Origin of the sequence: Streptomyces sp. NPDC046887 (assembly GCF_040644755.1) — a bacterium.
Lineage (GTDB): Bacteria > Actinomycetota > Actinomycetes > Streptomycetales > Streptomycetaceae > Streptomyces > Streptomyces lichenis.
Window position 1 is genome coordinate 59,810 of the sequence record NZ_JBEYXH010000023.1, and the last position, 20,141, is coordinate 79,950.

General features: G+C 75.4%; 19 protein-coding genes. 13 read left to right on the forward strand and 6 right to left on the reverse strand.

Going from position 1 to position 20,141, the window contains the following annotated elements:
• Nucleotides 1-47 precede the first annotated feature (47 nt).
• Together alaS and ABZ945_RS21290 are read left to right on the forward strand one after the other, a co-directional pair.
• Nucleotides 48-2,690 carry an alanine--tRNA ligase gene (alaS, locus tag ABZ945_RS21285; RefSeq protein WP_361271685.1) on the forward strand — a complete coding sequence of 881 codons (2,643 nt, stop codon included), beginning with the start codon at nucleotides 48-50 and terminating at the stop codon, nucleotides 2,688-2,690.
• 171 nt (nucleotides 2,691-2,861) lie between these two features.
• Nucleotides 2,862-3,200 (forward strand): antibiotic biosynthesis monooxygenase family protein, encoded by a 339-nt coding sequence (locus ABZ945_RS21290; protein WP_361271688.1) that lies wholly within the window; start codon nucleotides 2,862-2,864, stop codon nucleotides 3,198-3,200.
• A gap of 138 nt (nucleotides 3,201-3,338) precedes the next feature.
• Here the strand turns inward: ABZ945_RS21290 and ABZ945_RS21295 are convergent, their stop codons facing one another.
• Entirely contained in the window at nucleotides 3,339-3,689 is a 351-nt protein-coding gene (locus ABZ945_RS21295) for a helix-turn-helix domain-containing protein (RefSeq protein WP_361271691.1), read from the reverse strand.
• A gap of 61 nt (nucleotides 3,690-3,750) precedes the next feature.
• Between ABZ945_RS21295 and ABZ945_RS21300 the strand changes: the two genes are divergently transcribed.
• Entirely contained in the window at nucleotides 3,751-4,680 is a 930-nt protein-coding gene (locus tag ABZ945_RS21300; protein WP_361271694.1) for an NAD(P)-binding domain-containing protein, read from the forward strand.
• 84 nt (nucleotides 4,681-4,764) lie between these two features.
• Here the strand turns inward: ABZ945_RS21300 and ABZ945_RS21305 are convergent, their stop codons facing one another.
• Entirely contained in the window at nucleotides 4,765-5,592 is an 828-nt protein-coding gene (locus ABZ945_RS21305; protein WP_361271697.1) for an alpha/beta hydrolase, read from the reverse strand.
• A 227-nt stretch (nucleotides 5,593-5,819) separates the two neighbouring features.
• Between ABZ945_RS21305 and ABZ945_RS21310 the strand changes: the two genes are divergently transcribed.
• Both ABZ945_RS21310 and ABZ945_RS21315 read left to right on the forward strand, forming a co-directional pair.
• Nucleotides 5,820-6,077, forward strand: coding sequence for a hypothetical protein (locus tag ABZ945_RS21310; protein ID WP_361271700.1), 258 nt, complete (start codon nucleotides 5,820-5,822; stop codon nucleotides 6,075-6,077).
• 25 nt (nucleotides 6,078-6,102) lie between these two features.
• Nucleotides 6,103-6,501, forward strand: a complete 399-nt coding sequence (locus tag ABZ945_RS21315) for an SRPBCC family protein (RefSeq protein WP_361271702.1) — start codon at nucleotides 6,103-6,105, stop codon at nucleotides 6,499-6,501.
• Between the two features lie 36 nt (nucleotides 6,502-6,537).
• Here ABZ945_RS21315 and ABZ945_RS21320 read toward each other — a convergent pair whose 3' ends face one another.
• Complete coding sequence (locus tag ABZ945_RS21320; protein ID WP_361271705.1) at nucleotides 6,538-7,515, reverse strand: NAD(P)/FAD-dependent oxidoreductase; 978 nt, start codon at nucleotides 7,513-7,515, stop codon at nucleotides 6,538-6,540.
• A 78-nt stretch (nucleotides 7,516-7,593) separates the two neighbouring features.
• On the opposite strand from ABZ945_RS21320, the gene ABZ945_RS21325 reads away from it, so the two are divergent.
• A complete protein-coding gene (locus ABZ945_RS21325) occupies nucleotides 7,594-8,187 on the forward strand; it encodes an XRE family transcriptional regulator (protein WP_361271708.1) in 594 nt (197 codons plus the stop codon).
• Between the two features lie 27 nt (nucleotides 8,188-8,214).
• Here ABZ945_RS21325 and ABZ945_RS21330 read toward each other — a convergent pair whose 3' ends face one another.
• Entirely contained in the window at nucleotides 8,215-8,688 is a 474-nt protein-coding gene (locus ABZ945_RS21330; RefSeq protein WP_361271710.1) for an NUDIX domain-containing protein, read from the reverse strand.
• Between the two features lie 102 nt (nucleotides 8,689-8,790).
• Here ABZ945_RS21330 and ABZ945_RS21335 point away from each other — a divergent pair, with 102 nt between their 5' ends.
• The 4 genes from ABZ945_RS21335 to ABZ945_RS21350 all read left to right on the forward strand — a co-directional run bounded on the left by ABZ945_RS21335 (nucleotide 8,791) and on the right by ABZ945_RS21350 (nucleotide 14,423).
• Complete coding sequence (locus ABZ945_RS21335) at nucleotides 8,791-9,777, forward strand: hypothetical protein (RefSeq protein WP_361271713.1); 987 nt, start codon at nucleotides 8,791-8,793, stop codon at nucleotides 9,775-9,777.
• 503 nt (nucleotides 9,778-10,280) lie between these two features.
• Nucleotides 10,281-12,080: an RICIN domain-containing protein gene (locus ABZ945_RS21340; RefSeq protein ID WP_361271715.1), complete on the forward strand. Its 1,800-nt coding sequence runs from the start codon at nucleotides 10,281-10,283 to the stop codon at nucleotides 12,078-12,080.
• Nucleotides 12,081-12,108: 28 nt separating this feature from the next.
• Nucleotides 12,109-13,395, forward strand: a complete 1,287-nt coding sequence (locus ABZ945_RS21345; RefSeq protein ID WP_361271717.1) for an MFS transporter — start codon at nucleotides 12,109-12,111, stop codon at nucleotides 13,393-13,395.
• The gene (locus ABZ945_RS21350; RefSeq protein ID WP_361271719.1) at nucleotides 13,392-14,423 is read left to right on the forward strand and encodes a hypothetical protein; all 1,032 of its coding nucleotides are present in this window, start codon (nucleotides 13,392-13,394) and stop codon (nucleotides 14,421-14,423) included. Before ABZ945_RS21345 ends, ABZ945_RS21350 begins: the two co-directional genes overlap by 4 nt.
• Here ABZ945_RS21350 and lnt read toward each other — a convergent pair.
• A complete protein-coding gene (gene lnt, locus ABZ945_RS21355; RefSeq protein ID WP_361271721.1) occupies nucleotides 14,392-15,996 on the reverse strand; it encodes an apolipoprotein N-acyltransferase in 1,605 nt (534 codons plus the stop codon). The genes ABZ945_RS21350 and lnt overlap by 32 nt on opposite strands.
• 94 nt (nucleotides 15,997-16,090) lie before the next feature.
• Nucleotides 16,091-16,888 (reverse strand): aspartate/glutamate racemase family protein, encoded by a 798-nt coding sequence (locus ABZ945_RS21360; RefSeq protein ID WP_361271723.1) that lies wholly within the window; start codon nucleotides 16,886-16,888, stop codon nucleotides 16,091-16,093.
• 58 nt (nucleotides 16,889-16,946) lie between these two features.
• On the opposite strand from ABZ945_RS21360, the gene ABZ945_RS21365 reads away from it, so the two are divergent.
• From ABZ945_RS21365 to ABZ945_RS21375, 3 genes are all read left to right on the forward strand, one after another.
• Entirely contained in the window at nucleotides 16,947-18,149 is a 1,203-nt protein-coding gene (locus tag ABZ945_RS21365; protein ID WP_361271725.1) for a glycosyltransferase, read from the forward strand.
• A 604-nt stretch (nucleotides 18,150-18,753) separates the two neighbouring features.
• On the forward strand, nucleotides 18,754-19,233 hold the full coding sequence (locus tag ABZ945_RS21370) for a DUF6643 family protein (protein WP_361271728.1): 480 nt from the start codon (nucleotides 18,754-18,756) through the stop codon (nucleotides 19,231-19,233).
• Nucleotides 19,234-19,503: 270 nt separating this feature from the next.
• A complete protein-coding gene (locus ABZ945_RS21375) occupies nucleotides 19,504-20,103 on the forward strand; it encodes a hypothetical protein (RefSeq protein WP_361271794.1) in 600 nt (199 codons plus the stop codon).
• Nucleotides 20,104-20,141: the final 38 nt, after the last annotated feature.

Below are 20,141 nucleotides of genomic sequence, written 5' to 3' on the forward strand. Positions count from 1 at the left end.
GGCGCCTCCCCCCTCCCCCACCTTCCGACCACCCTTCGGAGCACCTCTTGCGCACCGCCGAGATCCGCACCCGCTTCCTGGACTTCTTCGCCGCCCGTGGCCACACGATCGTGCCCAGCGCGCCGCTGCCGACCCCCGATCCGACGCTGCTGTTCGTCAACGCGGGAATGGTGCCGTTCAAGCCGTATCTGACCGGGGAGAGCGCCGCGCCCTGGCCGCGGGCGACCAGTGTGCAGAAGTGCGTGCGCACCCTGGACATCGAGGAGGTCGGCAAGACCACCCGGCACGGCTCCTTCTTCCAGATGAACGGGAACTTCTCGCTCGGCGACTACTTCAAGGAGGAGGCGATCGCCTTCGCCTGGGAGCTGTCGACCGCCGCGCAGGCGGACGGCGGCTACGGGCTGGACCCGGAGCGGATCTGGGTGACCGTGCACCACTCGGACGAGGAGTCACGGGCGCTGTGGCGGCGGATCTCCGGGCTGCCGGACGCCCGGATCGTGGCCCGGGGCGACGAGGACAACTTCTGGTCGATGGGGGTGCCCGGGCCGTGCGGTCCGTGCTCCGAGCTGTACTACGACCGGGGCCCGGCGTTCGGCCGGGAGGGCGGCCCGGCGGTGGACGAGGACCGGTTCATGGAGTTCTGGAACCTGGTCTTCATGCAGTTCGAGCGGGGTGAGGGGACCGGCAAGTCCGGCTATCCGATCCTGGGCGAGCTGCCGCGCCGCAACATCGACACCGGGATGGGGCTGGAGCGGATGGCGACCCTGCTCCAGGGCGTGGACAACCTCTACGAGACCGACGAGACCCGGCCGGTGCTGGACCGGGCCGCCGCGCTCGCGGGCGTGCGGTACGGGGCGGACCCGGCCGCCGACGTACGGCTGCGGGTGGTGGCCGACCACGTCCGCACCGCGCTGATGCTGCTGGCCGACGGGACGGCCCCGGGCAACGAGGGCCGCGGCTACGTCCTGCGCCGCATCCTGCGCCGGGCGGTGCGCTCGATGCGCCAGCTCGGCTACCAGGACCCGGCGCTGCCCGAGCTGCTGCCGGTCTCCCGGGACTGCATGGCGCCGAGCTACCCGGAGGTGGCCGAGCAGTTCGCGCGGATCGCCGACCAGGCGTACGGCGAGGAGGACGCCTTCCGGGCCACCCTGCGCCAGGGCACCGCCGTACTGGACACCGCGGTGGCCAAGGTCAAGGCGGAGGGCGGGCGTTCACTGCCCGGGGCGCAGGCCTTCCTGCTGCACGACACCTACGGCTTCCCGGTAGACCTGACCCTGGAGATGGCGGCCGAGCAGGGTGTGGAGGTGGACCGGGAGGGGTTCACCGCGCTGATGGCCGAGCAGCGGGAGCGGGCCAGGGCGGACGCCCGGGCCCGCAAGTCCGGCGGCTCCGCGGACACGTCGGCGCTGCGTGCGGTGCTGGACGCGCACGGCCCCACCGACTGGGTGGCCTGGGAGTCGCTGACCACCGAGTCCCGGGTGCTGGCGGTGCTGGGCGCCGAGGGGCCGCTGCCGGTGGCGGCGGCCGGGCAGATCGCCACCGTGGTGCTGGACCGCTCGCCGTTCTACGCGGAGTCCGGCGGCCAGGAGAGCGACGCCGGCCGGCTGTCCTCGGCCTCCGGGGAGGCGGAGGTGCTGGATGTCCAGCGGCCGCTGCCCGGGCTGGTCGCCCATCAGGTGCGGGTCACCGGCGGTGAGCTGGCGCCCGGCGACACCGTGCACGCGGCGGTGGACCCCGAGTGGCGGCTGGGCGCCCGGCAGGCCCACTCGGGCACCCATGTGCTGCACGCCGCGCTGCGGGAGGTGCTGGGCCCCACGGCGCTGCAGGCCGGTTCGTACAACCGCCCCGGCTATCTGCGGCTGGACTTCCCCTGGCGCGGCGGCCTCTCCGCGGACGTGCGCGGTGAGGTGGAGGAGGCGGCCAACCGGGCGCTGCGCCGCGATCTGCCGGTGGACGTGCGGTGGATGACGCTGCCGGAGGCCAAGGAGCTGGGCGCGCTGGCCCTGTTCGACGAGACCTACGGGGAGCAGGTGCGGGTGGTCGAGATCGGCGGGGCCTGGTCTCGGGAGCTGTGCGGCGGCACCCATGTCGGCCACGCCTCGCAGATCGGCACGGTGGCGCTGACCTCGGAGGGCTCGGTGGGCGCCGGGATGCGCCGGATCGAGGCGGCGGTCGGGGTGGAGGGGTTCGGCTATCTGGCCCGGGAGCGGGATCTGGTCTCCCGGATCGCCGAGCAACTGGGCGCGCCCCGGGCGGAGTTGCCGGAGCGGATCGCGGGGCTGCTGGACCGGCTGAAGGCGGCCGACCGGGAGAACGCCCGGCTGCGGCAGCGGGCCGTGCTGGAGCGCGCGGCCGCACTCGCCGGCCAGGCGGTGGAGGCCGGCGGTACGCGGGTGGTGACCGCCGTGGCCGAGGACGGCGAGGAGCCGCGCGCTCTGGCCCAGGCGGTACGGGACCGGCTGCCCGCCGCCCACCCGGGGGTGGCGGCGGTGGGCGCCGCCTCCGGCAGTGTGGTGGTGGCGTTGAACGAGGCCGGGCGGGCGGCCGGGCTGAACGCCGGGACGCTGGTCAAGGAGCTGCTGCACGGGCGCGGCGGCGGTTCGCCGGTGCTGGCCCAGGGCGGCGGGCTGCCGGCCGGGGAGCTGCGCGCGGCGCTGGACCGGCTGCCGGGGCTGGTCGCGGGAGGCTGAGCGGGCAGAGCGGTGGTACGCCGAGGAGTCCGGCCGGCGGGACCGGTCCCGCCGGCCACTGAGCGGGCACACCGCCTCGTACGCCGGTAGTCCCCCGCGCCGGGTTGCGCCGCGCGGGGGACTACCGCCGCGTACCGCTCCCCCACCCCCGGTAAGGGGAACCCACTCCCCATGACCGTTACCGCGAACATCGTCGGCGACCGCCCGGTGGCGACGCTGATCAACGTCTTCACCGTGCCGCCCGACCGACGGCAGGAACTGCTCGACCTCCTCGGCCGGGCCACCGAGGAGACCATGCGGCACCAGCCCGGTTTCCTCCGCGCCAACTTCCACGTCAGCCTGGACGGCGAACGGGTCGTCAACTACGCCCAGTGGGAGACCGAGGAGCACTACCGCGCCATGCTGGAGAACCCCGAGGCGCGGGTCCATATGGACCAGGCGGCGAAGATCGCCACCGATGTGCAGCCCCGGCTGTTCCGCGTGGTCTCCAGCCACACCCCCGCGCCCTGAGCCCCGCAGCCCCCGATCCCGGCGCGGGCCGCCCGGGTACCCACCTTTTTGTGGGTACTTGGCGGCCCGCGCCGCCCGTATGAGACTGGAACCCGCAAGGGATCGAGCACCGAAAGAGGGGGCGGCGGGGAATGGGGATCAGGAGGACCGGCGGGCCTCGGCGAGGACCTCCAGCCGGCGGTGCCCCCAGTCGGAGAGCGGGGCGAGCGCCTCGCTCAGCTCACGGCCGAACGGCGTGAGCGAGTAGACCGTCTTCGGCGGCAGCACATCGTGCACCTCCCGCTCGACCAGGCCGTCCCCCGCCATCTCGCGGAGTGTGGCGGTCAGCACCTTCTCACTGAGCCCGGGCAGTTCCCGGCGCAGTTGCCCCGGGCGTCGCGGACCGGATTCCAGCAGCCACAGCAGGGCCGTCTTCCACTTGCCGTCGATCACGGCGATCGCCGCCGTCACTCCGCAGACGTCCGGATCCTCGGCACGGCTCCGTGTCATCACGCGCCCCCTTCGTCGTACCCACGCGTACTCGTACCCGTTCAGCTAGGAGCTCCCCAGCATGTCACTGCCCGGCACCCCCCACTCCTCCCCCTCCGTCACCGTGCTCGGGCTCGGCCCGATGGGCCGGGCGCTGGCCGGCGCCTTCCTGGCGGCCGGGGTGCGCACCACGGTCTGGAACCGTACGCCCGGCCGGGACCGGGAGCTGCTGGAGCGCGGCGCCACCGGGGCGGCAACCGCCGCCGAGGCGGTCGCCGCGAGCCCGCTGACCGTGGTCTGCGTGGTCAATTACGACGCGGCGGACGCGGTGCTGCGGTCCGAGGAGGTCGCGGCGGCGCTCACGGGGCGCACCGTGGTCAACCTCACCGCCGACACCCCGGACCGGGCGCGGGAGACCGCCGGCTGGGCGGCCGCGCACGGCGTCCGCTACCTGGACGGGGCCATCATGACGCCGACCACCACCATCGGCACCGGGCACGCCGTCTTCCTGCACAGCGGGCCCGAGGACCTCTACGAGGAGCACCGGCCGGTACTGGCGGCGCTGGGCGGCGCCCACACCCACCTCGGCGAGGACATCGGCCGGGCGGCGGCGTACGACCTGGCGCTGCTGGACGTCTTCTGGACCGCGATGGCCGGGTGGACCCACGCGCTGGCGCTGGCCCGGGCGGAGGGGGTGGGCGCCCGTGAACTCGCGCCCTTCGCCCAGGGCATCGCCGCCATCCTGCCGCCGCTGTTCGAGGAGACCGCGGCCGAGCTGGACGAGGGCCGGTTCGCCGGCGAGGGCAACCCGCTGACCTCCGCGGTCTCCTCCATGGCGCATATCGTCCACACCGCCGAGGCGCGCGGCATCGACAGCGGGGTGATGCGCGCGGCGGAGGGGATGGCGCGCCGGGCCATCGGGCTCGGCCACGGGGCGGACGGGTTCATCCGGATCACCGACGTCCTCGCCGCCCCGCTCGACGGCCCGGTGGGGGCGGGGGCGGCCGGCTGACCCGGTCGCGGTGCGGTCCGACCCGCGCGGGGGACGCGCCGGACCGCACCGCGACCGCCTCCGGCAGGCGTCCGATCGGCGGGATCACCGGCCGAGGAACTCCAGCAGATCGGCGTTGAACCGCGCCTTGTCGCCGGGCACCATCGCGATGCCGTGCGAGCCGCCCTCGTAGACCTTCAGGGTGGCGTCCGCGATCAGTTCGGCGGCCTTGCGGCCGGTGGCGTCGATCGGCACGATCTGGTCGTCGTCGCCGTGCACCACCAGGGTGGGCACGTCGAACGCCGCCAGGTCGGCGTGGAAGTCGGTGTAGGCGAAGGCGTCCACACAGCGCACCCCGCCCTCGATCCGCTGCGCCATGGCCATGTACCAGAACGCGTCCTGGTTGCCCTGGGTCGCCCTGGTGCCCTCGCGGTTCGCGCTCAGGAAACCGACCGCGGTCTCCCGCCAGAACTGCGAGCGCTCGTCCAGGATGCCCTTCCGCAGCCCGTCGAAGACCTCCTCCGGTACGCCCTCCGGGTTGTCCGGGCCCTGGAGCATCAGCGGGGGGATCGCCGACAGCAGCACGGCGGAGCGGACCCGTCCGGTGCCGTGCCGGCCGATGTAGCGGGCCAGTTCGCCGCCGCCCATCGAGTGGCCCACCAGGGTGGCGTCCCGCAGGTCGAGCGCGGTGAGCAGGTCGTTGAGGTCGTCGGCGAAGGTGTCGAAGTCGTAGCCGTCGAACACCGGGGCGGAGCGGCCGTGGCCCCGGCGGTCGTGGGCCACCGCGCGGTAGCCGGCGTCCGCGACCGCCTTCATCTGGTCCTGCCAGGCGTCGCCGTTGAGCGGCCAGCCGTGGATGAAGACCACCGGCCGCCCCCGCCCCCAGTCCTGGTAGAAGAGGTCCACCCCGTCACGTGTCGTACAGATCGGCACAGCGTCCGTCCTTCCCGTCGGGCGCCGCCCGGACCTTCCTCACCCGGCCCGACCGCGCCGCCGCCCATCCTGAGGCGCCGCCCGGCCACCGCAACTCGGGCGACCGTCCGGCGAAGGGCGCCGGCCGTCCACCGGGCGGCGTAGGGCTGCGGGCGGGCCCGGGCGGCCGGTGCCACGATGGCCGGGAACGGGACGGGCGGGACGACGCAGTGAGGGACGGGTGAGCCATGGACAGGTCCGGGCTGATCGAGGCCACGGTCCGCAAGGCCGCGGAGGACGGTGGCGGCCTCGGGCCGGAGGAGGTGGGGCGGGTGATCGACGCGCTGTTCGGCACCGTGGAGCACTCCGGGTCGATCGCCGAGGCCATCCGGGCGGGCCGGACGGTGGCCCTGCTGGGGTTCGGCGACTTCCACGCGGAGGACGGCGCGGTGGCCCTGCGCCCCGGCAAGGCGCTGGTCGAGTTCCTGCAGGGGACCACCGGATGAGCGCTCGGCGGTGCGGAGCCGGCCGGTGGCGTCGCTGACGCTCCACGCGACCGGCCCGGCCCCGCCCGGCGAGGTGTGGCGGCGCTACACCGCGCCGAGGCTGTGGTCCTGCTGGTCGCCGCAGATCAGGGCGGTGCGCACGGACGCGGAGCGGATCCGGCCCGGGCTGCGCGGCGAGGTGGTGTCCTGGCTCGGGATCCGGGCCGCCTTCACCGTGGAGTCGGTGGACGAGGCGGACCGGTCCTGGAGCTGGCGGGTACGGCTGGGCCCGGTCCGCCTGCGCCTGCGCCACGAGGTCCGCCCGGGGCCGGGCGGCGGTACGCGGACGGTGCTGCGGCTGACCGGCCCCGCCCCGGCCCTCGCCGCCTACGCCCTCCCCGCCCGCTGGGCCCTCCACCGCCTGCTCCGCACCCGCCTGCCCTGACCCGGCCGCCCGGGTTACCGGGAGCGGCCGTACGGCTCACACCGGTGCCGCGGCGCGATGCGCGGCGAGGGCCCGGTCCGTCTCCTCGGTCACCAGGTCGAAGTTGAGCTGGGCGGCCGCGAAGGCGGCGGCCGAGGCGGCGGCGCCGACCTGGGCGGACAGGTCCGTGACATTGCCGGCCGCCCACACCCCGGGCACCTCGGTGCGGCCGGTCGGGTCGGTCACCAGGTGCTCGCCGAACCCGGCCGGGTGCTCCACCGTCCGCAGCCCGAGACCGGCGAGGAACCCGGCCCGGGCCTCCATCCGGGTGGCCACCGCGAGCGCCTGGCGGGCCACCACCGTGCCGTCGGCGAGCCGTACCCCGGTCAGCCGGTCCCCGGCGCTCTCCACGGCCGCCACCTCGCCGGTGACCACGGTGATCTCCCGCGCGGCCAGCCGCTCGGCCTCCTCACCGGCGGGCGGCACCGTGTCATGGGCGAGGTACACCACATCCGCGGTCCACTGCCGGAACAGCAGCGCCTGGTGCGGGGAGTTCGGCCCGGTGGCGAGCACGCCGACGGCCCGGTCCCGGATCTCCCAGCCGTGGCAGTACGGGCAGTGCAGCACATCCCGGCCCCACCGCTCCCGCAGCCCCGGCACCGGGGGCAGCCGGTCCACCAGCCCGGCGGTCACCAGCAGCCGGCGGGCCCGGACGCTCCCGCCGCCGGCCAGCGAGACGGTGAACCCGTCCCCGTCCCGTACCGCGCCGCTCACCTCTGCGCGCACCACCCGGCCGCCGTAGCCGCGCACCTCCTCGCGGCCGCGCGCCAGCAGCTCGGCCGGGGGTACCCCGTCCAGCGCCAGCAGCCCGTGCACCCCGGTCGCCGGGGCGTTGCGCGGCTCGCCCGCGTCGACCACCAGGACCGAGCGCCGGGCGCGGGCCAGAGTAAGCGCCCCGCTCAGTCCGGCGGCACCGCCACCGACCACCACCACGTCGTACGCACCGCTGATGCCGTTCGTCTCGTCGGTCACCATGACCACCTCCGGCTCCGACCGTGCCCCGTCCGTCCACCCCCTGGCAAAGTGCGTTGCCGAAGTGGCAAGCTGGTGGGCATGGACATCGAACCGGACCAGACCCTGGAGTTGGTGGGGCCCCGGCTCCGCGCGCTGCGCAAGCGCCGGGAGAGCACCCTGGCCGCCCTGTCGGAGGCGACCGGCATCTCGGTGAGCACCCTGTCCCGGCTGGAGTCCGGGGACCGCCGGCCCACCCTGGAGCTGCTGCTGCCGCTGGCCCGCGCGCACGGGGTGACGCTGGACGAGCTGGTCGGCGCCCCGCCGACCGGGGACCCGCGGATCCATATGCGCCCGGTGACCCAGCACGGCCGCACCATGGTCCCGCTGACCCGGCGCCCCGGCGGCATCCAGGCGTACAAGCTGATCCTGCCCGGCCGGACCGCGGAGGAGGAGCGCGAGCCGAAGACCCATGACGGCTACGAGTGGATGTATGTGCTCGACGGGCGGCTGCGGGTGATCCTCGGCGAGCACGACCTGGTGCTGACCCCCGGGGAGGCCGCCGAGTTCGACTGCCGGGTGCCGCACTGGTTCGGCTCGGCGGACGCCAAACCGGTGGAGTTCCTCAGCCTGTTCGGCCGCCAGGGCGAGCGTGCCCACCTGCGGGCCCGCCCGCGGGCCGGCACCGCCGAGTAGGCGCCGAGCGGGGCTCTGGATCAGGACTCAGGAAGGGCTCTCGAACCAGGTCGGGGCGTCGGCGAGCGCCTGCTTGATCCGGAAGGTCTCGTACTCCCGCATCGGCGGCAGGGCGTCCGGCCGGAACCAGCCGACCTCCAGCGACTCGTCGTCGTTGACCCGGGCCTCGCCGCCGGTGGCCCGGCAGCGGAAGCAGATGTCCAGGTACTGGCACCGGTCGCCGCCCGGATAGGTGACCGGGTCCAGGGTCTGCACCAGGACCACCCGCTCGGCGACGCAGTCGACGGCGGTCTCCTCGTACACCTCGCGCACGATCGCCTCGGCGGGCTGCTCCCCCGGCTCCGGGATGCCGCCGATGATCGACCAGCGGCCGGTGTCCGACCGCCGCCCCAGCAGCACCCGGCCCCCGTCGTCCAGCACCACGGCCGAGACCCCGGGCAGGAAGAGCAGCTGGTGCCCGAGGGTGGTCCGGATCTCGCGGAGGAAGTCGGGAATCGCCATACCGGCCACCCTAGGGGCCTCGCCGCGACAGCCGGCGGGGCGGGCCACCATTGACAGGGGCCGGGCGATCCACCACAGTCCTTCGGGTCAGCGGGAGGCGCCGTGCGCGACACGACGAGACCGGGTCCGGACGGGCCGGCGGGACGCGGCGCGGTCATCCGCCCGCCGGGCGGCGAGGAGTGGCTACGGGCCTTCGGCGACGGGCCGTTCAGCCAGGCGCTGTCCCTGGCGATCCGGAACAGCGGACTGACCCTGGAGCGCCTCCGCTACCGGCTCCAGCAGCGGGGGGTGCGGGTCAGCACCACGGCACTCAGCTACTGGCAGCGCGGCGAGAACCAGCCGGAGCGGCCGGAGTCGCTGCAGGCGGTGGTGGCGCTGGAGGAGATCCTCGGGCTGCCGACCGGGTCGCTGCTGGCGCTCATCGGACCGCCGCGGCCCCGGGGCCCGCATCTGCGCCAGAGCCCGGGCTCCCTGAGCACCAAGCAGGTCTGGGACCACCCCGCCGCGTTCGTGGCGGTGCTGGCCATGATCGACGCCACCCCGCTCGATCTGCACGCCTTCGTGCCGCTCAGCGCGTACCACGCGGCCCTGGTGGACGCCGAGCGGTGCCACGCGGGGATCGTCCGGCACCGGACCCTGCGCGCCACCCGGGACGGCGTACGGCGGGTGGTGGTCGCCCTGCACGAGCCGGAGCTGCGCTCCAGTCCACGGGTGACCGACACCCATGCGTGCCGCCCCGGTCGGCAGCGGTTCGACCCGGACAGCGGGTTCATGGCCTATGAACTGCTGCTGGACCGGGAGTTGCGGGCGGGCCAGTGCGTCCGCGTGGCTCACACGGTCCGCTTCCCGCCGGGCGTCCGGTCCACCGTCGCGGATCTGCGGGTCCGCACCAGCCCACCAGAGCTGGTGCAGGAGGTCGTCTTCGACCCGGCCGCGCTGCCGGCCCGGGTGCTGTACTTCCACCGCGCCAAGGTGTCGGCCTCGCGGGAGGAGACGTACGAGCTGTATCCCGGCTCCTCGGGTGTCGTCCAGCATGTCGCCGCCTCACCGGTCCCGGGCATCCACGGCATCCGGTGGCAGTGGGGCTGAGCCGCCCCGCACACCCCGTACCCACCGCCGGGCCCCACCAGCACGCCCGCCCTCGCCCACCCTCGTCGGCGCCCCGGGGTGTCACCTACCGACGCCCCCACGCCGGCGCCCTTCGCTCACCCCTCCCGCTCCCCGGCGGACCGGTCGTGCCTCCACCGAACCGCCCGCCGCAATTCTCTGGATGTCCGGCGCCGTACGGCCGGTCGGCCGCGCCCCTCTCGGCGGCCGGAGCGCGCGAGCGTCCCAGGCCGGGCCCCCGGACCCCCCTCCCACCTGGGCGGACCCGGCGTCCCGGAGCCCCTGGCCGACCACTCCCGCGGAGGGTCAGGGAGTTCGGCGCGGACCGGCTGTCCGGAGAGTTGCCGCTCCCCCGCCGCTCCGCACTGTCAGGGCGGTGACCGGAGCAGTACGTTCCCCGCCATGGCCGCGCCCCGGCCCGGAAGGTGCACGCCCGGCGGGTGGCGGCGGCGTCCCCGTCCCCCACCCCCCACGGAGGTCTCAGCATGGGCACTTCCCGATCACGTCCGCCGTCCTCGGCGCGGTATCTGCTCGCCGCGGCCACGGCCCTCGTCCTGACCGGCGGTGGACTGACCGCCGCCCACTCCCTGACCGCCCGCGACACCGCGTCCGGCGCACCCGCCCCGGCGGCGCTGTCCGGCTCCGCGACCGCCGAGGTGCCCCAACTGAAGCAACAGGCGGCTCACTTCAGCCGTACGGAGGTGGCCGGCCGCACCGGTGACCGGCAGGCCCTCGGCGCCCGCCGGATCTGCGACGGCGGTGCGCGCTGGCTGCGGGTCCGGTTCGACGCGCTCGACCTGCGCGGCACGGACACCGTCACCCTCCGGGGGTCCCGCGGCGGCGAGCAGACCCTCACGGCCGGGACCGGGGCGGGAAGGGCCTTCCACACCCGCGCCTTCGAGGGCGAGTGCGTCACCGTCGAGCCCGCGCTCACCGCACCGGGCAGCCACTTCGCCATCGACGCGTACCAGGCGGGCGAACGGCCGCTCGCCGCCGACACGGTGACCCTGGCGGCGGCCGGCGACATCTGCGGGACCGCCTGCAACCAGACGGCCGAGGTGGTGGCCGCCATGGCGCCCGCCGCCGTGATCACGGCCGGTGACAACGCCTACGAGTCGGGCAAGCTGTCGGAGTTCAACGGGAGTTACGACCGCTACTGGGGCCGCTTCAACTCCCTGGTCCGCCCCACGCCCGGCAACCACGAGTACAAGACCAGCGGCGCCTCCGGGTACTTCGACTACTACGGCGGCAAGAACGTCGAGACCGGCGGCAAGGGCAAGGGGTACTACAGCTTCGACGTGGGCGACTGGCACCTGGTGGCGCTGAACTCCAACATCTCGATGAGCGCCGGCAGCACCCAGGAGAAGTGGCTGCGGGCCGACCTCGCGGCCAGCGGAAAGCCGTGCACCCTGGCGTACTGGCACCACGCCCGGTTCTCCTCCGGCGACCACGGCGACAGCAGCGGCACCTCCCCGCTCTACAAGGCCCTGACCGACTACAAGGCCGATGTGGTCGTCACCGGCCACGACCACCACTACGAGCGCTTCGCCCCGTCGATGGCCGACGGCCGCAAGGACACCGCCAACGGCATCCGCCCGTTCGTCATCGGCACCGGCGGGCGCGCCCTCTACTCCAGCACCGGCAAGTCCTCGGCCACTTCGGAGAAGTTCGACAACAAGACCTTCGGCATCGGCCGGTTCGACCTGTCCTCCACCGGCTACTCCTTCGCCTTCAAGCCGGTCGCCGGGCGGACGTTCACCGACTCGGTCACCGGCACCTGCCACGCCAAGGGCGACGGCGGCCCCGGCCCCACCCCCACGCCGACTCCCACCCCGACCCCGACTCCGACCCCCACCCCGGGGCCGATCGTCTCCGGCCGCACCTACAAGATCGACAACGTCAACTCCGGGCTGGCGCTGGACAAGCCGACCAGCGGGGACCATCTGGTCCAGTGGGACGGCGGCAACTACACCAACCAGCGCTTCACCCTGACCGGCGACGCCAAGAGCGGCTACCAGATGAAGATCAAGTCCAGCGGGCGCTGCGTGGCCGTGGCCGAGGCCTCCACCGCGGACGGGGCCGCCGCCGTGCACACGACCTGCTCGGAGGAACCAGGGCAGCGATGGCAGGTCACGGCGGACGGCACCGCCTTCCGGCTGACCGCCGTCCACAGCGGCAAGTGCTTGGACGTCGCCGGGAGTTCCACCACCCGGGGGGCCCGGATCGTGCAGAACGGCTGCGACGGGCGGGCCAGCCAGCGGTGGGTCCCGACCGCCGCCTCCTGATCGCGGACGCCCGAGGAGGGTCGTGGTGATGTACCTCTCGCACACCCGGGCCGCCGACACCCACCGCACCCGCCGTCCCGGCCGCTCCGGCGGCCGGGGCGGCGGGGCGGGACCGGGTCGCCGGATCCCCGGGACGGTGCTGGCCCTGGGAGCGGTCAGCCTGCTCACCGACGCCTCGGCGGAACTGGTGACGGCGATGCTGCCGCTGTACCTGATGTACGGGCTGGGCATCGGCTATCTGCGCCTCGGCGCCCTGGACGGCCTCTACACCGGCGCCACCGCGCTGTTCCGGCTGCTGGGCGGCTGGGCCGCCGACCGGCTCGGCCGGCCCAAGGCCCTGGCCGTCACCGGCTACGGCCTGTCGGCGCTGACCAAGCTCGCGCTGCCCGCCGCGGGCACCTCGGCGAGCGCCATCGGCGCCCTGGTGGCGGCGGACCGCACCGGCAAGGGCATCAGGACCGGCCCCCGGGACGCCATGATCGCCGCCGCCGTCCCGGACGGCGCGCTGGGCCGGGCCTTCGGCGCGCACCGGGCGATGGACACCTGCGGCGCGCTGCTCGGTCCGCTGCTGGCGTTCGCGGTCCTGCTGGCGGTGCCGGGCGGCTACGACACCGCCTTCCTGGTCAGCTTCTGCCTGGCCGCCTCCGGAGTGGTGGTCCTGGTCTGCTTCGTACGACCGGACCCGCGGCCCGGCACCCCGGCCCCCGCCGCCCCCGCCGGGGCCACCCCGCCTCGCGTGAAACTGCTCGCGGCGGCCCTGTCACCGGAGGTCCGCCGCTGCGTGCTGGCCGCCGGGCTGCTCGGCCTGGTCACCGTGGGCGACATGTTCTTCTTCCTGGCCGTGCAGCAGCGCGCCGAACTCCCGGTGCGGGCCCTGCCGCTGCTCCCGCTGGGCACCGCCCTGGTCTTCATGGCGGCCGCCGCCCCGCTCGGCCGGCTGGCGGACCGGGTCGGCCGCTGGCGGCTCTTCCTCGGCGGCCATGGGGTGCTGCTGGCCGCGTATCTGCTGATGCCGGCGGCACCGGTGGGCTGGCTCCTGCCGGTGCTGGCTCTCGCTCTGCACGGGCTGTTCTACGCCGCCACCGACGGGGTGCTGATGGCCCATGTCGCCCCGTCGATCCCCGCCGGGGCGCGGGCGACCGGACTGGCCGCCGTCCAGACCGCGCAGGCCCTGGCCCGGGCGGGCGGCGCGGTGGCCTTCGGGGGCCTGTGCGCCGTGGTGGGCCTGGGACCGGCCTTCACGCTCTACGCCGCGCTGCTCGCCACCGCCATCGCGGTGTCGGCGCGCCTGGGACCGAGGAGGACCACGCCATGACCGAAACGGAGTCCGTAGTGGCGAGCGCGGAGGGCCGCCGCCCCACCGAGCGGTCGCGCCGGATCACCGGGGCCGTGCTGATCGCCGCCCTGCTGGCGGCCGCGGTCGGGGCGGTGGCCTGGCGGCGGCAACCCGCCGCCGAGAGCGCCGGGCCGCTGCGGCTGGAACGGCCCGGCACGGTCCTGCTGGTGGCCGGCCCGGGCCACCGGGTACGCCAGCTCGACCGTACCGGCCGGGTGCTGGGCAGCGGACCGGTCTGCCAGCGGGCCGCCACCGCGGCCGGTGTGCTGACCTGTCTGCGCGCGCTGCCCGGGCCCATGGCCACCGAACTGCGCGTCTACCGCTCCGGGAAGGACCGTCCGGTGCTCACCCTGCCGGTGTGGGGCGAACCGAGCCGCACCCGGGTGTCCCCCTCGGGCCGGTGGGTCGCCTGGACGGTCTTCCGCAGCGGCGACTCGTACGCGCAGTCCGGGCAGTTCTCCACCACGGCGGGCGTCTACGACCTGCGGACCGGGGACCACCACGGTTCGCTGGAGGACTACGCGGTCACCGTGGACGGCCGGCCGTTCCACCGGGAGAGCGTCAACTTCTGGGGGGTGACCTTCGCCGCAGACGACCGCACCTTCTACGCGACCATGGCCGCCGACGGCACCACCTGGCTGGTGCGCGGCGATCTGCGCACCCGCCGGCTCACCGCGCTGCGCCGCAACGTCGAGTGCCCCTCACTCTCCCCGGACGGCACCCGGATCGCGTACAAGAAACGGGTCGGCGCCCGCTGGCGGCTGCACGTCCTGGATCTCCGCCGGGGCTCGGACGTCCCCCTGGCCGAGACCGCGGACATCGACGACCAGGCGTCCTGGCTGGACGAGCGGACCGTCGGCTACGCGAAGCCCGGCCCGGACGGCCCGGAGGTGTTCGCCGTCCCCGCCGACGGCTCGGGCACCCCGCGGGCGCGGTACGAGGGGGCCTCGCCGACCCTCACCACCGCGGTGGGCATCAGGCCGCGGCACCCCGCCGCCGGACCCTGAGCGCGACGGCCCAGACCAGACCGGCCGCGGCCACGCCCAGCAGCAGGCACTCCGGCAGCACGCCCATGCGGGTGGCCGGGGTGAGCGAGGAGCGCAGCGGGACCTCGTCCACCAGGGCGTCGGGGGTGAACATCCGGGTCTGCTCCACCACGGTGCCGTCCGGGCGGATGATCGCGCTGACCCCGCTGGTCACCGGGACCACCACGGCGCGGCTGTGCTCGACCGCCCGCACCCGGGACATGGCGAGCTGCTGGTAGGTCATCTCGCTGCGGCCGAAGGTGGCGTTGTTGCTGGGCACCGAGATCAGCCGGGCGCCGTCGGTGACGGTGTCCCGGGCGGCCCAGTCGAAGGCCGCCTCGTAGCAGGTGACCAGCCCGACCCGGGTGCCGGCCAGGTCGAAGACGCCGACCGCGCTGCCCGGTCCGAAGTCCCGGCTGACCCGGTCCACGTCCTTGTTGAAGACCCGCACCAGGGAGCGCATCGGGATGTACTCGCCGAACGGCTGCACATGGCGCTTGTCGTAGGTGGCGACCGGGCCGCGCTCGGGGTCCCACTGGATGAGGGTGTTGCGCAGCTTGCCGGTGTCCGGGGTGAGGACGGCGCCGATCACCGTGGGCACCCCGATGGCCCGGACCGCGCCGTCGATGACCTCGCGGGCGTCCGGGTTGCGGTAGGGGTCGAGGTCGGAGGAGTTCTCCGGCCACAGCACGAAGTCGGGCTTCTTCTCCTTGCCGGCGGCCACGTCGGCGGCGAGCTGCCGGGTGCGGTCGGCGTGGTTGTCCAGCACCGCGCGGCGCTGCGCGTTGAAGTCCAGGCCGAGCCGGGGCACGTTGCCCTGGATGGCGGCGACGGTGGCGGTGCCCTCCTCGGGGGCGTCCGAGACCAGCGGCAGCGCGGCCGCCGCGCCGGCGAAGGGGGCGAGCAGGGCGAGGGCCGCGGCGGCGAGCGGTCCGCGCGGCAGGGCGCCGGCGCGGCGGGCGGCCAGCCCCAGGCGCACCGCCTCGTACAATCCGTAGCCGCACAGCGCGACGGCGAAGCCGAGCACCGGCGTACCCCCCACCGCGGCGAGCGGCAGCAGGAAGCCGTCGGCCTGACCGAAGGCGATCTTGCCCCAGGGGAAGCCGCCGAACGGCACCCGGGCGCGGCCCGCCTCGCCCGCCACCCAGACCGCCGCGGCGAACACCGGCCAGGCGGGCAGCCGGGAGACGGCGGCGGTGAGCAGCCCGGTGGCCCCGACGAACAGCGCCTCGGCGGCGACCAGCGCCAGCCAGGGCCCCGGGCCGACCTCCTCGCCGGTCCACACCAGCAGCGGCGCCAGGAACCCCAGCCCGGCGAGATAGCCGAGCCCGAACCCGGCGCGCAGCCGGCGCCCGCGCAGCACCCAGCCGAGCAGCGCGAAGGCGGGAATCGCGAGCCACCACAGGGGGCGCGGCGGGAAGCTGAGGAAGAGCAGGACCCCGGCGAGGGCAGCCGCCGCGGGCCTGCCCAGCCGCCGCAGCCACCGGGCCCGCCGTTCACCACCGGAGGCGGGGGCGGGCGGCTGGGCGTCGGGGACGGTCATGGTGGCGCTCACGGTCCGGAGTGTACGGCGGCGCCCTGTACGGCCGTCGTGCCAGGTGGGCGGGGCGCACAGGGCGCCGGCCACCGTGGTCCCGCCCGGCCCGGGGTCAGGTCGCGGGCGCGGTGGCGGCGAGCAGGCGGCCCTCGGCGTAGGCCAGGGCGGCCGGGGGGAGCGTGCCGGGGCGGCCACTGAGCAGTACCGCGAGGGCGCTGGCCGGTGTGGCGGAGGGGGCCGGGTCGGTGTCGAGGCGGCGCAGGGTCTGGGCGGCGACGGCCCCGGCGGAGCCGTGCAGCCGGACCGGCGGCAGCCCGGCGGGGCGGGCCGCGGTCTGGACCGCGGCCCGGATGCGTTCGGCGACCAGCTCGTAGTGGGTGCAGCCGAGGACGACCGCGGAGACGTCGTCCGGGGTGAGCGCGGCGGCCGCGGCGATCGCCCGGTTGACGGCGTCCTCGTCGGCCCACTGGACGGCGTCGGCGAGGCCCGGGCAGGGCACCTCGGTGACCCGGGCGGTGCCGGCGAAGTCCGCGATCAGCCGGCGCTGGTAGGGGCTGCCGGTGGTGGCCGGGGTGGCCCAGATGGCGACCGCGCCGCCCGCCGCGGCGGCCGGCTTGACGGCCGGGACGGTGCCGATGACCGGGATCGCGGGTTCCAGTTCGGCGCGGAGCGCGGTCAGGGCGTGCACCGAGGCGGTGTTGCAGGCGATGACCAGGGCGTCGGGGCGGTGGGCCGCGGCGGCCCGGGCGGTGGCGAGGGCGTGCGCGGTGATGTCCTCGGGCGTACGCGGTCCCCAGGGCACCCCGTCGGGGTCGGAGGAGAGGACCAGCTCGGCGTCCGGCCGCAGTCGGCGCACCGCGGCCGCCGCCGGGAGCAGGCCGAGTCCGGAGTCGATGAGCGCGATCTTCACCCGGTCACCCTAGCCGACGGGCCTGGTGTTCCCTCCGTTGTGGGGCAGACTGCGGCGAATGAGCACCATTGCGTGGATCGCCCTGGCTTCGGTGGCGGCCTGGGGCTACCTGCTGCTGGGGCACGGCTTCTTCTGGCGCACCGACCAGCGGCTGCCGGCCCCTTTGGAGAAGCCGGTCGAGCCGGACCGCTGGCCGTCGGTGGCGGTGGTGGTGCCGGCCCGGGACGAGGCTTTGGTGCTGCCGCGCAGCCTGCCCTCGCTGCTGACCCAGGACTACCCCGGTCCGCTGGAGGTGTTCCTGGTGGACGACGGCAGTACGGACGGCACCGGCGAGCTGGCCCGGGAGCTGGCCGCCCGGCACGGCGGTCGGCCGGTCACCGTCTCCTCCCCCGGCCCGCCCGCGCCGGGCTGGACCGGCAAGCTGTGGGCGGTACGGCACGGCATCGCCCTGGCCCGCGCCGGGCACGAGGGCGGCGAGGACGCGGCGGAGTACCTGCTGCTGACCGACGCCGACATCGCCCATGAGCCGGACGGGGTGCGGCACCTGGTGGCGGCCGCGGTCGGCGGCCGGCTGGACCTGGTCTCGCAGATGGCCCGGCTGCGGACGGCGAACGGCTGGGAGCGGCACATCGTGCCGGCGTTCGTCTACTTCTTCGCGATGCTCTACCCGTTCCGCCGGGTCAACCGGCCCATGGCGCGGACGGCCGCGGCGGCCGGCGGCTGCGTACTGCTGCGGACCGAGGCGGCGGTACGGGCCGGGGTGCCGGACTCCTACCGGCAGGCCGTGATCGACGATGTGTCACTGGCCCGGGCGGTGCGCCGGAGCGGAGGGCGGCTCTGGCTGGGGCTGGCGGACCGGGTGGACAGCGTCCGGCCGTACCCGGGGCTGACGGAGCTGTGGCTGATGGTGGCGCGCTGCGCGTACGCCCAGCTGTGGCACAACCCGCTGGTGCTGGCCGTGGCGGTGGCGGGCCTGGGGGTGGTGTTCCTGGCGCCGCCGGCCGCGGTCTGCGCGGGGCTGCTCACCGGGGACGCGGCGGCCGGGGCGTTGGGCGCGGCGGCCTGGGCGGCGATGGCCGGCTCGTATGTGCCGATGCTGCGCTACTACCGGCAGTCGCTCTGGCAGGCGCCCGCGCTGCCGTTCACCGCGGCGCTCTATCTCGCCATGACGGTGGACTCGGCGGTGCGCCACTATCGGGGCCGGGGCGCGCAGTGGAAGGGCCGCACCTACCCCCGGCCCGACCCCACCCGCACCGCCTGACGACCACCGCCGACCGGATCCCACCCGCACCGCCTGACGACCACCCCCGCCTCGATCCCCCTCGCGCCGCCTGACGACCACCGCCGGAAGGGGGACACCGCCGCGGCGGTACGATAAGAGGCGGACGGACCCGTTCCGGACGCCCGCTCCCGGCCTGACGGAGGGTCATACCGGCGGCGGAAAAAGGAAGTCGGCACCAACGCGCGGCCAATTCCGCGCGCCCGCCGCGACCGGGGCGGACGGCGGCGCGCTAAGTCCACGCCAATTCCCGCCATGACTTCCCCGCCCGAACCCGAGAAGATCATCGGCACTGTTTCCGATCTTCCCGGTTCCCCGCCGGTTCCTTATCGTGCGCTTACGCCGCTCACCGAGGCGTACGGGCGGGCCGCCATTTCCGTTTCCGGTGCTCCGCCGAAGGATCCGGTACCGGCCCGATCCCACCGGAGGACCCACCGGTAACCCCTGCGCCGCCTGGCCTTTACACGGACGGTGACCGTTTTTCCCGTGTTCGCTCGCATTGGCGGACCGCCCTCACCGGATCCGCCGAAAAGAACCCGCAAACCGGCCTCCCCAACCGGCGCGCGGTGGGCTTACCTTATGAGCCATGACCTCCCCCCGTGCCTCCTACGGTGGCGCGTACTACAGCGCGCCGCCGTTCCCGGACACCCCGATCTACGACTCCCTGGTCGCGGAGCGGGGCACGCCTCAGATCGCCCCGATCCGAGTGCCCGCCGCCTATGACACCGCGGCGTCCCATCTGCCGGCACTGCCCTCCGCGCTGCCCGCCCTCCCCTCGGCGGCCGGCTACTCCGGGCAGGGCTCCTACGGCGGTTCGTACGGCTATCCCCAGCCGATGTCCGCCCCGCAGCCCGCGCCGCTGAGCCAGATGCCGGCGCCGTACATCCCGCAGCAGCAGACCGCCCCGCGCGGCTACGGCTATCCGCAGGCGCCCCAGCAGTCCCGGCCGGCGCCGACCGGCTACGAGGCGATGCGCCCGGCGGCGACCGCCCGCCCGATGGCGGCACCGGCGCAGGGCGGCTACTACGACCCGTACCAGCGGCCGCAGCAGGCCGGCGGGTACTGATCGGACACGGAGCGCGAGGCACCGGCGGCGCGGTACGGCCCGGCAGCGGGGCCGCACCGCGCCGCCGTACCTCCCGGGCCCGAGTCAAACCCCCGGCCGCACCCCTCCCCCTGACCGTCCCGGCCCCACGGCCCCGACCGCCCCGGGATACGATCATCGCTTCGGGCGGCCCGGCCGCCGGGATCGCCGCATGGTCCGGGCGCTCCCGGGAACCCGGGCCCGGCCCGCGGGTACGGCGTACAGGGAAGGGGGTGCGGGCCTGTGCGTGCGATGGTCGGACTACGGCGCTGGCGGCACAATCCCCTGCGCCGGCCGACGGATCTCGCCGAGGCGTGGGTGGCGCTGGCCGCCCTGCTGCTGATCGTCTTCGCCGCCCCCGCCGCCGGATGGGCGGCCGGGACCCTCACCGGTGCCTCGCTCGCCGAGACGGCGCGGCTCCAGCACCAGCACCACCATCTCACCACCGCCCATGTCCTGGGCTCCGGCCCCGGCGAGGCCTCGGCCGGGGACCCCGACGCACCGCTCGCCCGGCAGCCGCGGCTGTCGGTGAAGGCGTACTGGAAGGCCCCGGACGGGGACAGGATCACCGGCACCCTGCCCGCCCCCCGCCCGGACGCCCGCGACGAGGGCGACACCTTCCCGCTGTGGACCGACCGCGAGGGGCGTCCGGTGGCGAGGGCGCTGGACGCCGACGGGGTACGGGAGCAGGCCGTGCTGGCCGGGATCGGCACCGCCCTGGTGGCGGCCGGACTGGTCGAGGGCGCGCGCCGGCTGGTCGTCTGGCGGATGGTGCGGCGGCGGTACGCCTGGCTGGACCGCGAGTGGGCCGGTACCGGCCCGGACTGGGGCCGGGCCGGCGCGGGCAGTTGACCGGGCCCGTCCCCGTATCGCGCCCCCCGTCCCCGGTG

What these genes read in the sequence shown, in the direction of transcription:
- ABZ945_RS21295 (WP_361271691.1), bottom strand. Translation starts at nt 3,689, where the DNA reads ATGACACGGAGCCGTGCCGAGGATCCGGACGTCTGCGGAGTGACGGCG.
- ABZ945_RS21370 (WP_361271728.1), top strand. Translation starts at nt 18,754, where the DNA reads ATGACCTCCCCCCGTGCCTCCTACGGTGGCGCGTACTACAGCGCGCCG.
- ABZ945_RS21310 (WP_361271700.1), top strand. Translation starts at nt 5,820, where the DNA reads ATGGACAGGTCCGGGCTGATCGAGGCCACGGTCCGCAAGGCCGCGGAG.
- ABZ945_RS21340 (WP_361271715.1), top strand. Translation starts at nt 10,281, where the DNA reads ATGGGCACTTCCCGATCACGTCCGCCGTCCTCGGCGCGGTATCTGCTC.
- ABZ945_RS21365 (WP_361271725.1), top strand. Translation starts at nt 16,947, where the DNA reads ATGAGCACCATTGCGTGGATCGCCCTGGCTTCGGTGGCGGCCTGGGGC.
- ABZ945_RS21320 (WP_361271705.1), bottom strand. Translation starts at nt 7,515, where the DNA reads ATGGTGACCGACGAGACGAACGGCATCAGCGGTGCGTACGACGTGGTG.
- ABZ945_RS21325 (WP_361271708.1), top strand. Translation starts at nt 7,594, where the DNA reads ATGGACATCGAACCGGACCAGACCCTGGAGTTGGTGGGGCCCCGGCTC.
- ABZ945_RS21375 (WP_361271794.1), top strand. Translation starts at nt 19,504, where the DNA reads ATGGTCGGACTACGGCGCTGGCGGCACAATCCCCTGCGCCGGCCGACG.
- ABZ945_RS21350 (WP_361271719.1), top strand. Translation starts at nt 13,392, where the DNA reads ATGACCGAAACGGAGTCCGTAGTGGCGAGCGCGGAGGGCCGCCGCCCC.
- ABZ945_RS21300 (WP_361271694.1), top strand. Translation starts at nt 3,751, where the DNA reads ATGTCACTGCCCGGCACCCCCCACTCCTCCCCCTCCGTCACCGTGCTC.
- ABZ945_RS21345 (WP_361271717.1), top strand. Translation starts at nt 12,109, where the DNA reads ATGTACCTCTCGCACACCCGGGCCGCCGACACCCACCGCACCCGCCGT.
- ABZ945_RS21290 (WP_361271688.1), top strand. Translation starts at nt 2,862, where the DNA reads ATGACCGTTACCGCGAACATCGTCGGCGACCGCCCGGTGGCGACGCTG.
- ABZ945_RS21330 (WP_361271710.1), bottom strand. Translation starts at nt 8,688, where the DNA reads ATGGCGATTCCCGACTTCCTCCGCGAGATCCGGACCACCCTCGGGCAC.